The organism is Psychrobacter sp. Sarcosine-3u-12, from assembly GCF_002836005.1.
GTDB lineage: Bacteria > Pseudomonadota > Gammaproteobacteria > Pseudomonadales > Moraxellaceae > Psychrobacter > Psychrobacter okhotskensis.
Map to the genome: position 1 here is coordinate 56,765 of NZ_PJBY01000097.1, position 13,117 is coordinate 69,881.

Sequence of the window (13,117 nt, forward strand, 5' to 3'; positions counted from 1 at the left end):
TGAGAATCGCGATTTGACGAAGATATATGATGCTCCTTATCTTGTGATTGTGTGTCATTCATCATGCTAAGGGCCCTTGAAAACCAAAAATGTAAATGGCGGCCATGACGATGATGCCACAGAACAACACATAGTATATGGTGGGTAAAATAGTACGCCTAAGTGTGGCGCCCTCCATACCAAGTAAACCCACCGTTGCTGATGCAGCCACCACGTTATGTATGGCAATCATATTACCCGCTGCGGCACCAACAGCTTGAGACGCTATGATTAGAGAAGGTGAAATATGTAAGCTCATGGCGGCTTCATATTGGAATTGACTAAACATCATGTTAGAAACGGTATTAGAACCCGCGATAAAGGCCCCTAGTGCACCAATGGTAGAACTAATTAACGGAAAAGCGTTGCCAAAAGTACCCGCAAACAACTCGGCACTGGCGACTGGCATACTCGCCACATCTGATAAGTTTACCCCTGAATTGATAAAGATTCTGACCATTGGAATCGTAAAAACCAGTACAAAACCAGCTCCTAAGACCGTTTTAGTTGATTCTTTAAAGGCATTATTTAGTGCACTACCTGGTTTTTTAGTTTGCAGAGCAGCGGCAACCAAGGCGCTTATTACTAACAAGCCTCCAGGTAAGTACAGAGGACTAAAACTAGCGCTTACATCTGCCTCTCCTAAAACCGTCGTAAAATCTAACGTTGCACTGGTTAATAAGGATTCAAATCCAGCGAATACTCTTGAGCACACCAGTAAGACTGCAACGAGTAAATAAGGGAACCACGCCATAACCGCAGACATCTTTTTACTGGTTAAATCAAGCGTCACATCTTCTTTACTGACCACCAGTTTACCCATCCATTCGCTTGGCCAGTTTTTCTGAGGCGCAAAATCCCAAGTTGTTTTTGGGACTAAAAACCCTCTTTTAGCAGCGTTTACAACAATGGCTATACTAACTAAACCTCCGACCAGTGAAGGAAATTCTGGCCCTAAAAAAACACCGGTTATCATATAAGGGATTGTAAATGCCAAGCCTGCAAAAATCGCAAACGGCCAAATAGCGAAGCCTTCTTTCCAGCTTTTATTCTTACCAAAAAAGCGGGTGAGCATCATCACCATAAAAAGTGGCATAAACGTACCAATGACACCATGCATGATAGCCACTTGACTGGTAATCAGTTGTAAAAAGTCGCCCCACTGTAGTCCTTCTTGTGCCAGTTGAGCGCTAATGGCCGCTTTATCTAACCCATTATTTACCCCAATAACGATAGGCGTACCGACGGCACCAAAGGAGACCGGTGTGCTTTGTATCATCATGCCCATCAACACCGCACCCAGCGCTGGAAATCCTATCGCCACCAGCAAAGGCGCAGCAATAGCGGCAGCTGTACCAAAACCTGAGGCACCCTCAAGAAAGCAGCCAAAGCACCATGCAATAATAATGGCTTGCACACGCCTATCTGGCGATACATTGGTAAACCCAGCACGGATAACGGCGATTGCACCAGTATTTTTCAATGTATTCAGCAAAAAAATAGCACCAAAGACAATCCACAACACCGAGACAGTTATCACCAAACCCTGAATAATAGATGATGACACTCGGTTAAGCGTCATATCCCATATAAAAATGGCAAGCGCAGCGGTAACAGCTAAAATGATTGGCATTGTTTTTTTGGCCGACCATTGCAAGCCTATCAGAAAAATACCACAGAGAACGATTGGCAGTAATGCCAACAGCCCATATATTGTTTGATTCAAAATTACATCCTTTTGATTGTGTGATCTTCCTTGAACCAAGTCATCGCAGCCTTTATTTTGACGACTCAATGATGACTAAGTTGTATTAAACATTCACAAACAGGGACTGCTAATTTATCCAAGCCGTCTTGTAGACAAAACCGAGCACGACTTGCGACAGTCTATGGCCCATGTTCAAAAAGCCCTAAAATAGTCTACGCCTTGTTAATTAATTGATATATTGCATCAATGGACAATGTTATTTTCCTTTTTTGCTATAATCTAATCCGCATTACGCCAATTGGAGCACAAGTATGGTCAAAGCTGACGATATGGTTTTATTTGTCCAAGTTGTTGAGGAAGGGTCATTTTCTAAAGTCGCTGAAAAGCTATCATTAACCAATTCAGTAGTGAGCAAGCGCATTGCAAGATTAGAAGAGAACTTAAATACTCAACTCATTTATAGAACCACTAGAAAGTTGAGCTTAACCGATGCCGGCAGGACGCTTTACGACAAAGCTAAAATTGCTAAACATGCCTTTCAGGAAGCTGAAGATGCAGTAACGGGTTACAGCGAGGATATGAAAGGCACCATACGAATAACCCTGCCTGTGGTCTCTGCAAATTTGATATTGAGCGAATCTATTGCTGAATTCTGTAAACAACATCCTGAAATATCGGTGGATTTACAAATTACCAATCGCTTGGTTGACTTGATAGAAGAAGGTTTTGATTTGGCAATAAGGACCGCTGAGCTTGAAGACTCATCGCTCATTGCAAGACGTCTTATAGATAGCCGATGGGTGATATGTGCGACGCCAGACTATTTAAAGCGATATGGTACGCCTCAAACCCCTGAAGAATTAGACAATCATGAGTGCATAATCTATAAGTTAGATAATACCTCTAACAACATATGGCCAGTATGTATAGACGGCACAGAGCAATTAATGCCTGTCCATGGTAGGTTTCATAGCAATCATCTTAGTGCGATTAAACAAGCCACGCTCAGCGATTTAGGCATTGCTTTTTTGCCCCAAGCGTTGGTCCATGAGGAGATACAACAACATACACTTACTCAGATTTTGCAACGGTTTACACGAAAGGAACTGGGCATGTATGCAGTATATCCTAAGGCCAGGCAACCAGATCAAAAGTTAAAACTGCTCGTTGCACATTTGCGAGACTCATTACATCGGAAACAGGCTTACTACTGCTAAGTAAAAAGCCTATTTTGATGTCTATAAAAAGATGAATGAAATAAAAAAGCTAATAGAGCCTTTCCTAAAAACTGTGTAACTGCTTATTCTCCTGTTATTGGATTATAAGCAGTTACACAGTTTTTAGGATAGCCTCTGCCGAATTTAATTTACGATCTTAGTACTAAGAGCCTTAGCCCAACCTACTGAGTGTTGACAACGGCTACATTCTTCATTTAGATCTGATATATATTTCACATAACCACAATGCATACAAGCGTAGGGCTGCCCATTCTCTATGGTTTTCGCTGCCTGAAACTCTTTGGGGAAAATAGGTAGCCCATACTGGGTCTCATTGCGTGGAAACAATAGTACACTAAACTCACCATCTGTTTCGAGCAATCCTGTCTCTACTTGTCCTAAATGACGCACGCCATATTGACGCATTTCAGCAAAGAACTCATCATGAGACATTTTATCTTTCTTAACATCTTCAAGTACAAACAAGCCATTTTCAACGATATAAGTAGCTTTGCCTTCTAGTAAATTCTCAAAAACCTTATATTTTGCGGTAACCCAAGTACACAATCTATAAAGTAGCAGCACAATACCCATGATAAGCACAGCTTGAATAAGCGGCAAATCTTTAGTGAACATGGGGTCACCAGCGATAGATCCCAGTGATAGAATAATAGTTAACTCAAAAATAGAAAGTTGGCGAATGCCTCGTTTACCCGTGAATCGTAGAAACAAAATAATCATAGCAAACATCACTATCACACGTATGACGATTTCAGCGGCAAACGACCAAGTCGTGTCATAGATAAAAATACTAGCCCAATCCATTAATTACCTCCCTGTGTATAATGTCTAGACCCTGATCTAGATTAAAGATGCTTTAGTTTTTATGATGTTGAAGAAGATTTAGTTTGAAGGTATTGAGGTAAGACGCTTCTCCCTCCTTCTTAAACTTTACGCACTTACTGGTATGAATATAGCTGTCTGAGGTTTGTAAGCTGTCGATTAAGCTTGTTTGACAGGATTTCTAATTAATATTTTTGAAGTATATCCACATTCAGTAATAAGTAAGTAAAATCTGATAGTGAGTATATTAATATAAATTATTGTTTTCTAGATTAGCTAAAAACACTGCAAAACCTTCTGTCGCCCGAGCTTTCAAGCGGCTACTGGTCAGCACACGAACGCGATTGCTCCAAGTAATAGCATAGCCTTGGTCTTCAAACTTTTTAACCAAATCCACATCTTCATGGCATGGCAGATGCGTAAAGCCGTCAACAGCTAAATAAGCCTCGCTGTTAAAACTTAAATTTGCCCCATGAATATGACGATGTCCCATCCTATCTTGATAATGAGCGATATAATCTTCGCGCGTTTGCGGCGTCAAATGTGCCCAGCTATCAATGTCTACCACGCCGCAAATCATATCAGTCGGCTGATAGATAATATGTTCAATTTGCTGTACCAACCAATCCATAGGCACAACTGAATCAGCATCTGTACAGGCAAGCCATGTCGCACCATTTTCGATCGCATAACGAATTCCAATGTCTCTCACTTGTCCCACACAGTGATAGTTACAGCATAGATAATCAACGCCCGTGGCCTTAACCAATTTCTGCGTATCATCAGTACAACTATCGAGGACCACCAGCGGGTACGCCTTAATGGTTGAAGGTAATTGATCGATAGCAGATTGCACTGATGCTAAGCATTTAGCGATAGTCATCGCCTCGTTATGAGCAGGAATTACAATACCGATTCTCATATCTCCTACCTTTGCCTATTTTGCTGAATGCTACACTTTGTCATACCAAGTTTTCTTGCATAGCTACCGAGCTTGGGGAGCGTTGCCAAACATCTAATAAGAAATCGCTGTCTATTATTTTGCTTTGATGAGTGAACGTAACCTGATGCTTCTCATTATTTGTGAAATTAAAAACATCGTGCAAGCGCTGGTGCACGGTCTCACCTGTCATCGTGAAACCCTCAATAGCATACCGCCAATGACAGCATAGTAATGTACCGCCTACAGCAAGGTTTTGCTCAGTCCAAGCGATTACTGTGTCAATATCATTGGGTGATAAATAATATAAAATCTCACTAATGACAATTAAATCAAAGGGCGGCTCATTAACAGGTGTACTAATCGATAAAAGATAAGTATCCCAAAGGGCATCTTTTAAAGTCAATAATCTATTGGGAATAACCCCTTGTATCACCTTAACATGAGGTAACTCTGCTAAGCGCTCTTTAGCAAGTTGCACCGCCTGCTGATTGCCATCAATACTCACCAAAGCATGACAACGTTGAGCCAATAGTTCACTCAGTACGCCGTTGCCACAGCCTAATTCAATGCCATGCTTATATTGAGATTGCGGCAGTATCGCTAGACACATATCACGTTTTCGTTTTTCATACCAACGAGTTTGATACTGCCATGGATCGGTATTGTCATTATATAACGCGTCAAAATACGATTCTGAATAAGCAGCTAATTGGTTGCTAATAGCAGTACCGTCAGCGGAGACAGTTTTAGAATACTCTAAACTATCGACTAAGTTACTGATATCCATTGGTGGCTTAGGTTTAGGGGTGTGACTCATATAAATAGACTTCCCAAGGTTGGCTGATTCTAGCAATCGCTTTCGCCGATAAGATTGGTGGGCTTCCCGTGCTGTCATCTGCAGTAATTTGACTTTTAAAGCAGGTGATGGCTTGGAGTTTACGCTGTAATTGCTCAGTGGTTAAATTAATTCTCATTGCACAGTGCCAAGGGATACGGCTATCGCCAGGTTTTGCCCAATGCCACGCCCAAATTAATACTTGATAACAAGCTAGGTGCTGCTGCTTGGCAAATGAAGCGACCACTTGTCCAGTTGCCTCATGATCAGGATGTCCGTCATTTATAAAAGTGGTTATTAAAATATCCTCAGGTTGAATAATTGCGGATAATTCTTGGTGAAACTGATCTTGTTGGGCAAAGACATTGCCATCTGCTAAATTTAGAGCCATAGTCGTGACCTGATTAGCCACACCCAATACTTCCAGCGCTTTAACACTTTCTTGTGGTCGGATAGTATCAAGGCTTTCTTGAGAATAAATTTGCGAGTTCGGATGACTTTGTGTGCCATTGGTCACGTGAATAAGAACAATAGGATTGCCATTTGCTGCCAGTTGTTGCAACAGACCCCCACAGCCTAGTACTTCATCATCAGGATGCGGGGCAAAGATGCAGACTCGCTGATGTGGTGCAAAGCTTTTTGCAATATCAAATCGAGGCAAATCTTGCAGCCCTACCCAATTTTGCCAAGCTTCTTGACTGGTGCCATCACCTTCAATAACACGGTCACCCACGATCGGATGGTTACCTTCAAAAATAGCAGCATTCGCGACGGCATCATCTTTGGGTATAAGCTTTGTAGTGTTAATAGATACTATAGTTGCCATATATTATCCTGCCTGTCTGTTAACTCATTGGCTAAAACGCTAGTTAACTCACCGATTTTCTGTAAGTCAAAAGCGCCATGACTTTGGCGGATAAACACGGGCAGATCCGCTGACAATCTTGCAAAATGGGCATGGCGACAAAATGGTGCTGCGCCCAATGCCTGCCCAACCATATTCATTACTTGGCGAGCGACTTTCTCAACTTGTGATCTTAACTGGCGTATAACAAGTTCGTGGCTGAGCTGTGGCTGACTATCGATTAAATCAGCAACATAATGAAAATACTGCTGAGTGACTGCCAATGCCGTACTAATTTGACCCAAATACATGGCTTTATAATCGTTTGGTTTCTGCTGATAGGCACTGATTAAATAGTCTGCTAGGTAAGACGTTGCTCCATACCAGCAAGCAGCAACCCCTGCCGCCCCATGCCAAAAACCCACCCGTTCTAGGTATTCATTGGCTCTCCCAACTTGGATGGCCGATACTTCATGGAACTGTAATGTCGCTGTATCAGTGGCTTGCATCCCTACCGCTTGCCACTCCTCGTTATTAATCTCAATACCAGATTGCCTCATATCTACGACAAGCAATTGCGCTTGATCATTGGCATTACGATACGTTATGAGTCCATAATCTACCATATTGGCCGCTGAACACCACGCTTTGGTACCACTGACTTTTCCTTGCTCATAACCTATAGGATTACCTTCTGCTGCCCAAACAGCCCACCACCCTAGATCCGCTTTATCGTAGCCTACTTCATGTAAAATGCTTAGCGCATCCAAGTGCGACTCAAACCATTTTGCAATTGTTAGATCAATCCCTGCTACATAAGCCAAAACTTGCCAACGGCTCAACGTATTTGAGACTTCACTATTTATAGGGCTAGCGCCACTTGCCGGATGCGGGATTTTATCGCTATAGGTGATTAAGGTTTTTAAGATATTATGACGTAAAGTATCAGTTAAGCTAAGTGTACTAATGGCTTGATTATCAGCCAGCAAGTTATTTTCTATACTGGCTTTAATCTCTGATAATAAAGAGTTTTTTGCATTTAGCAGTAACATGAGGCCTCCTAATTATCCTTATGAGTCAGATATTGGAACTGAGATAGGGTTCAAGCGATCCGTTTGATGCTTTTTGACATCATACAAATCATTTAAAAAATTCTGCTGCCAAACCTGTAAGTCATCTTGTTGTAGTCCCTGTAGCAGCGATTGATAGCGCGACTGCCGCTCATCTAACGGCATCGTCAAAGCAATTCCTAAACCCTCTGTCATACTTTTTGGCTTATGTGGATCGATAATAATCGCGGCTTGCATTTGCTCGGCCGCTCCTGCATAACGTGAGAGCAATAACACGCCAGGATTGTCAGGGTTTTGTGCCGCAATATATTCTTTGGCAACTAAATTCATACCATCTTTAAGCGAATTGACCCAACCGATATCACTCTGCCAAAACATGGTCATTAATGTCTCGTGGCTTATGACGCTTTCGCAATAGCTGATAGCTTGCCAACTACCCATAGTATTCTCATTTTCAGAAATATCATTTCTACACTTGCTGAGTGAGAACTGTTGATTTATATCATTAACAGCAGTTTTCACATCGTCATAGAGACGCTGATAAGTAGGCACATTTAGGCGACTAGGACAGGCAATTTGTACTAACGTCAGCTGATTCTGATATAAAGGATTTTGCTGTAAAAATTCACGGTATGCCGAAAAACGCTTTAACAACCCTTTTGAGTAATCGATTCTGTCCACCGCAATAATTTTTTGGGCAGCAGATTTTATAGTGTTTATATTCTGATTGGCTTTAGCATATTGCAAGGATAAATGGCTAATTTGCTGCTGTATTCTTGTCACATTTATGCCGATTGGATAGGCATCAATCCGCAAATAGTGAGGATAATTTAGACCTAAGTTAAGCATAACCTGCGTATTTTTTGACTGAGTAGAGGTACTAAAACCTTGCGGGGCATGTAAGACGTTTATTAGCAAATCTTTTAAATAATAATTGCATACAGCAAAGCAGTTGGCTCTCCCTTGCTGAGTTTGTGTACCAAGCACGTCATAATGAGCAAGATGCCTAATGAGCTCACTGCTTTTATCAAGTGATTGCCAGAAAGGTAATGAGACAAAGGGGATGTGGAAAAAAAAGCCGATACGATTGCAAATACCCAGCTGCCTACAATGATATGCCACACTTAAAAAATGATAATCATGCACCCAAATCACATCATCAGGCTCAATAATCTTCTTTAATTGTTTGGCAAAAAGGCGATTTACCGTTTGATAGCCTGCGTAATCCTCTGGCGCTTGACTAATTAAATCAGTTCTCTCGTGCAATAATGGCCACAGTACATTGTTGGCAAAGCCGCAGTAAAACTGCTGATACTGCTCAGTGGTAAGTGCAGTGGTCATATAAGTGATGAATATATTGGCACACGGCGCATCAGCGCCTGATAAAGCAGTTTGTTTGATACTACTAAATTCATTAGTATAATCATCATTATAGCGCTCGACAATTTCACCATTCCAGCCCATCCAAACGACTGATTTTCCGTTTAATACGTCTTGCAGTGCTATTGCAAGTCCACCTGCCATTGGGTTGTTATCAGGCATTTTGACCCGATTAGACAAGACGATTAAGCGGCTCATACCACGTGTCTCCCTCTCACTCTCACGGTTTCTTTTACTAACTCATTATGTTGTTGGCAAAGGCTTAAAAGGCTATCTAGTAAAACAGTCACCTCATGAGTGTCATGGACGTAGTAATTGGCATGAGTAGGCTCACAACCGACCTTAATCCCCATCCCTTTTATTAACTGTGAGTCGTCTTCTAGCAATTTACTGTCACCTTGTACAGCCACAAATCCTGCTTCATCCGTAATATCATCGCCAATAAAAATAGGACAAAAACTTGTAGGGCTCTGCATTTTTTTTAGTAAAGCTAGAATGGCGCTACCTTTATTTACTCCTTTTGGCACCACCTCCCAAACATATTTACCGGATTTTAATGTCCAGTTATCATGACTTTTTAAGTTTTCTACCATGATGGTATAAGCCGCATCAGCTAAAGCAGGGTTTTTTCGAAAATGAAGGGCGACAGAATAGGGTTTGTTTTCTACGATGAAGTCATCAAAGGGAATGCAAGATTGGATAATAGACTTTCTTATTACAGCAAGTTCCATGATATTAACAGATAAAACGTTTGTTTCATTATGGTCACTGCTATCATCAAACGCTATTTCTAATCCATGAGTTGCTGCGATTGGTAATGTTAAAGGAAACAGCATTTGCTTTGCTTCAGCCAAACTGCGTCCTGTCACGGCAGCAATTTTTACACCATGGTTTTGTATCTTTTGTAAAAGTATTAAGGTTGCATTTGGGATGAAGCTGTTTTTAGGATTAAGTGTGAAATCGGCTAACGTGCCATCTATATCTAGAAACAAACAGTACTCTTGCTGATGGAATAAATGGTCAGCAAATTTTTCTGGCGAGATATAGATAGGTTCCCTATTTATGCTGGGGCTTCGTCCTGAAGTCACGTTTCTTCCTTTTTAATATAGCGTCATGTTTCAGACCAATATGCCATACATTCGAAATAATTTGCGTATCAAAAGCCGTTGCGGTTTTTAATATATTTTTAATATGGACCTAAAGAGAGCTAATACTAAACCATTTGTTTTAATAAGAAGTGTGCCATAGCTACAGTAAAAATCTAGTGACTAGAGTGTGCTGTTTGATGTTAGTTCTGTAACTCACTAAACATGATTGCTATTTATGTTTTATTTTTTAAGAAAGCATTTAAACTACCATATTTAAACCGATTACAATTCACACTAAACCACCTAAGACTTCTGTTCATCAACTATAGATTAGACAACTTATAAAAGACATTTATTGAAATATAGTTGACTAATACAAGGCTGGAATAACTGCTTCATTGAGCGCTTCCGTCATCGAATCGGCATCTTGTAGCCATAAAATTCATGGTCCTCATTGTAACCACCTTGACTTGAGCCGAGATGGGAAAAATCATGGACAATTAAATTGCAGTAATCCACTTAACCATCTTGAAACCAAGCTCGTTTTCACACCGCAGTCGTAGTGGCGCGCCATGTAGAACACTGAGTGGATCGTCATTCATATCGAGGGCCAGAATAGTCAGTTCGTGCTGCATATTCTCCATTTTGTGGCAGTCGTAGTAGACGCCGCCATGAGCGCCCTCAGTGAGAGAGTAGAAGACGGCGTAGCGCGCCTTCGGCATCGGACGAACCAAGTCGAGTATATGGCGCATTGGCATGCCAGTCCACTTAGCGACATCGCTCCAACCTTGAATGCAGAAATGAAATGGGTTGTAATTTGCTCCTGCTGCAGCATCGCCCGTAACTCAGCCAGGGAGTATTCGCTTGGTCGTTCGACCAATCCATCATCAATGCGCAACTGATATCCGGCGAACTCATTTACTGCAAGATCATCAAACTCTGTTGCCGGGGGTGATTTTTTCTTCAAGTGGATCACGAATCGAAGGGGTATTATGCTTATTGACAGCAGAATTAGGATTTTGATCAGACTTACTCATAATACATCCTTATTTATGGATTAAGATTGTCTGGGTAAGACTGAATAATTAATACTATAGATAGTCTGTTGGCTCAGTTAGCAGTCTTAATAGTTTGTATAACTTGAGCACATGCTTTGCGAACTGTGTTTGACAAAGTACACCGTGGTCTTATTCGAGCACAGTTTTCATCCTTCATCTATTTTCTTAGCATGCTTTTTAACACACTATCATCCTTAACTATAAACATCACATATCCTTTTAAAAACATGTGGTACACAAGATAACAAACTTTTACCTTTTCCTACCTGAAGATGCTAAATCTGCTTGCTATATTTAACCCGTTAGTCGAGCATTATTTTTTCAAAAAGCATAACGATAACAATAAAAAAATAGAAAATAAAAAAAACAATAAAGGGTTGTGCTGATACTGAAGTTAGCTCAATTAAATTATTGTATGACCGTACTTTACAGTTGATTTTGAATAGTTACAAAGTCGATCTCTTGAATCTTTATGTCTTAACTACAATAAGGATATTGAAATGAAAACATCAGTCTTAACTAAATCGATTCAAAATAAATTATGCATAGTATTTTTGGCGAGTTTATTTGGTCTCAGTGCTTGCAGTAGTGAGACAGAAGAGCCTGCTACTAATACAGAGTCTAGTGAGATGACACCTGTGCAAACAGCGAGCGAGGCTGAAGATCAGACGACTGAGTCTACAGAGGAGATAGAAGGTGCAGGAGGTACAGCATACTATTCTAGTAACGGAAATGACCAAAAGGCTGATGATACGGTTTATATCAACGAAAATAATTCAAACCTAGATAAGACACCCGCAGATGGCGTGCAGTAAGTATGGGAAAGCGAGCAATCCAGTAAATATTAAAGGGTTTCTGTAAGGTTATTAACAGTTTGAAGTGCTCCGACTAATCATTATCTTAAAATATCCCATTTTTGACGGCGGCAGCCTATCCTGCAATCAAGCCTTTTATGTTTACTCACATAACTAGCAGCATTGATTAAAAAAGCCAGTGACCATAGCCACGGGCTTTTTGCATTTTCAGGGTATGACTATTAAAAACATAATAATCAATATTTATTTTGGTTACGCCACTCATCTACATCACGTTCAGCATCTTCTTTTGAATGACCATAACGCTCTTGGACACGTCCAACCAATTTATCACGATCACCTTCAATATGGGTGAGATCGTCATCTGTTAAATCTGCCCACTTTTGTTTTACTGAACCTTTGACTTGGTTCCATTCGCCTTTTAGGGTCTGGTTATTCATATCATTATCATCCATTTATTGGTTTGTGAGTCAACGCATCTATACCCAGCTTATCCATCTTTTCTTTTTTTTATTGCTGAATAGACTATCAGCAGTATCAAGTTTTAAGCTGATATATCTAATATAGACGACGTAGTTAGAACGTCTGTAAAACGAACGTTTATAGTGTTTCTGAGTTATTGTTAAGACCGCTAATATATTATCGCGATGTAAGTTGTGTCTTTAGTTAGACGTTTCTTGTCCGCTAAAATAGAATAACAGGCACAAAAAACCCCTAGACGGACTTTAACTTTAAAAGTATTTCCATTAAAAAAAACTATAAAATATGCTGGGTGACATTAATTTAAATTTAATTATAACTGTAGCTGTTAGTCCAACAATCAAAATAAAGGCTGCTATTGCTCGCAATATGAATTTATTACTCTCCATAGATTACCCCTAAGCTATTCAACAAATATAACCAATTTCCGTATCTTAGTGTTTTTATCTATCGTTTGTTACTAATCAGCATAACTTAATCTGATGGCTTATTCAGCAAAACCCTTCGAGTGAATCGCAGCAAGTACATCGTCGTGGAAGTTCAGACAATTTAATGAATACTAGCTTACTTAATTAAAACTGCTTTTTGGGTTTGGGTAATTCTAAATGTCCTTGTGTTGAGGATGTCAGCTGGAACCAAATAGACTATAGCAGATCTTTTATAAAAGTGGTACAGTCGTTTTAAAACAAGCGAAAAGTAAAAAGATTATGACTTATTCAGCAGACTTCCGTGCTCAAGTGATTAAAAGTGTCGAACAACAAGATATGAGTATCAGACAAGCTTGTGCATTTTATGAC

The 13,117-nt window shown here is 40.3% G+C and carries 12 protein-coding genes; 2 read left to right on the top strand and 10 right to left on the bottom strand.

The annotated features are described in order from the left end of the window. Positions 1 to 61: 61 nt before the first annotated feature. A complete protein-coding gene (locus CXF65_RS07405; protein ID WP_101211585.1) occupies positions 62 to 1,765 on the bottom strand; it encodes an L-lactate permease in 1,704 nt (567 codons plus the stop codon). Positions 1,766 to 2,058: 293 nt separating this feature from the next. Here CXF65_RS07405 and CXF65_RS07410 point away from each other — a divergent pair, with 293 nt between their 5' ends. Beyond that, positions 2,059 to 2,964: a LysR family transcriptional regulator gene (locus tag CXF65_RS07410; RefSeq protein ID WP_025652016.1), complete on the top strand. Its 906-nt coding sequence runs from the start codon at positions 2,059 to 2,061 to the stop codon at positions 2,962 to 2,964. A 144-nt stretch (positions 2,965 to 3,108) separates the two neighbouring features. On the opposite strand, the gene CXF65_RS07415 is transcribed toward CXF65_RS07410, so the two are convergent. The 8 genes from CXF65_RS07415 to CXF65_RS15205 all read right to left on the bottom strand — a co-directional run bounded on the left by CXF65_RS07415 (position 3,109) and on the right by CXF65_RS15205 (position 10,761). Then, entirely contained in the window at positions 3,109 to 3,789 is a 681-nt protein-coding gene (locus CXF65_RS07415) for a DUF421 domain-containing protein (RefSeq protein WP_025652015.1), read from the bottom strand. 265 nt (positions 3,790 to 4,054) lie between these two features. Continuing rightward, positions 4,055 to 4,729: a glycosyltransferase gene (locus CXF65_RS07420; RefSeq protein ID WP_101211586.1), complete on the bottom strand. Its 675-nt coding sequence runs from the start codon at positions 4,727 to 4,729 to the stop codon at positions 4,055 to 4,057. 40 nt (positions 4,730 to 4,769) lie between these two features. Beyond that, on the bottom strand, positions 4,770 to 5,567 hold the full coding sequence (locus CXF65_RS07425; RefSeq protein ID WP_025652013.1) for a class I SAM-dependent DNA methyltransferase: 798 nt from the start codon (positions 5,565 to 5,567) through the stop codon (positions 4,770 to 4,772). After that, a complete protein-coding gene (locus CXF65_RS07430) occupies positions 5,551 to 6,411 on the bottom strand; it encodes a PIG-L deacetylase family protein (protein ID WP_101211587.1) in 861 nt (286 codons plus the stop codon). Before CXF65_RS07430 ends, CXF65_RS07425 begins: the two co-directional genes overlap by 17 nt. Continuing rightward, positions 6,399 to 7,481 carry an acyl-CoA dehydrogenase gene (locus tag CXF65_RS07435; protein WP_101211588.1) on the bottom strand — a complete coding sequence of 361 codons (1,083 nt, stop codon included), beginning with the start codon at positions 7,479 to 7,481 and terminating at the stop codon, positions 6,399 to 6,401. Before CXF65_RS07435 ends, CXF65_RS07430 begins: the two co-directional genes overlap by 13 nt. An 18-nt stretch (positions 7,482 to 7,499) precedes the next feature. Beyond that, positions 7,500 to 9,077, bottom strand: coding sequence for a trehalose-6-phosphate synthase (locus CXF65_RS07440; RefSeq protein WP_101211589.1), 1,578 nt, complete (start codon positions 9,075 to 9,077; stop codon positions 7,500 to 7,502). Next, positions 9,074 to 9,967 (bottom strand): trehalose-phosphatase, encoded by an 894-nt coding sequence (gene otsB / locus CXF65_RS07445; RefSeq protein ID WP_025652009.1) that lies wholly within the window; start codon positions 9,965 to 9,967, stop codon positions 9,074 to 9,076. The genes CXF65_RS07440 and otsB overlap by 4 nt, the downstream gene beginning before the upstream one ends. A gap of 500 nt (positions 9,968 to 10,467) precedes the next feature. Beyond that, positions 10,468 to 10,761 carry a molybdopterin-dependent oxidoreductase gene (locus CXF65_RS15205; protein WP_264673011.1) on the bottom strand — a complete coding sequence of 98 codons (294 nt, stop codon included), beginning with the start codon at positions 10,759 to 10,761 and terminating at the stop codon, positions 10,468 to 10,470. Between the two features lie 764 nt (positions 10,762 to 11,525). Between CXF65_RS15205 and CXF65_RS07455 the strand changes: the two genes are divergently transcribed. Beyond that, the gene (locus CXF65_RS07455; RefSeq protein WP_025652006.1) at positions 11,526 to 11,840 is read left to right on the top strand and encodes a hypothetical protein; all 315 of its coding nucleotides are present in this window, start codon (positions 11,526 to 11,528) and stop codon (positions 11,838 to 11,840) included. Positions 11,841 to 12,076: 236 nt separating this feature from the next. On the opposite strand, the gene CXF65_RS07460 is transcribed toward CXF65_RS07455, so the two are convergent. After that, a complete protein-coding gene (locus CXF65_RS07460; protein ID WP_025652005.1) occupies positions 12,077 to 12,280 on the bottom strand; it encodes a CsbD family protein in 204 nt (67 codons plus the stop codon). Between the last annotated feature and the right edge of the window lie 837 nt (positions 12,281 to 13,117).

Bases quoted from the DNA above. Each gene is read 5' to 3' on its own strand.
- CXF65_RS07410 (WP_025652016.1), top strand. From the start codon at position 2,059: ATGGTCAAAGCTGACGATATGGTTTTATTTGTCCAAGTTGTTGAGGAA.
- CXF65_RS07415 (WP_025652015.1), bottom strand. From the start codon at position 3,789: ATGGATTGGGCTAGTATTTTTATCTATGACACGACTTGGTCGTTTGCC.
- CXF65_RS07420 (WP_101211586.1), bottom strand. From the start codon at position 4,729: ATGAGAATCGGTATTGTAATTCCTGCTCATAACGAGGCGATGACTATC.
- CXF65_RS07425 (WP_025652013.1), bottom strand. From the start codon at position 5,567: ATGAGTCACACCCCTAAACCTAAGCCACCAATGGATATCAGTAACTTA.
- CXF65_RS07430 (WP_101211587.1), bottom strand. From the start codon at position 6,411: ATGGCAACTATAGTATCTATTAACACTACAAAGCTTATACCCAAAGAT.
- CXF65_RS07435 (WP_101211588.1), bottom strand. From the start codon at position 7,481: ATGTTACTGCTAAATGCAAAAAACTCTTTATTATCAGAGATTAAAGCC.
- CXF65_RS07440 (WP_101211589.1), bottom strand. From the start codon at position 9,077: ATGAGCCGCTTAATCGTCTTGTCTAATCGGGTCAAAATGCCTGATAAC.
- CXF65_RS07455 (WP_025652006.1), top strand. From the start codon at position 11,526: ATGAAAACATCAGTCTTAACTAAATCGATTCAAAATAAATTATGCATA.
- CXF65_RS07460 (WP_025652005.1), bottom strand. From the start codon at position 12,280: ATGAATAACCAGACCCTAAAAGGCGAATGGAACCAAGTCAAAGGTTCA.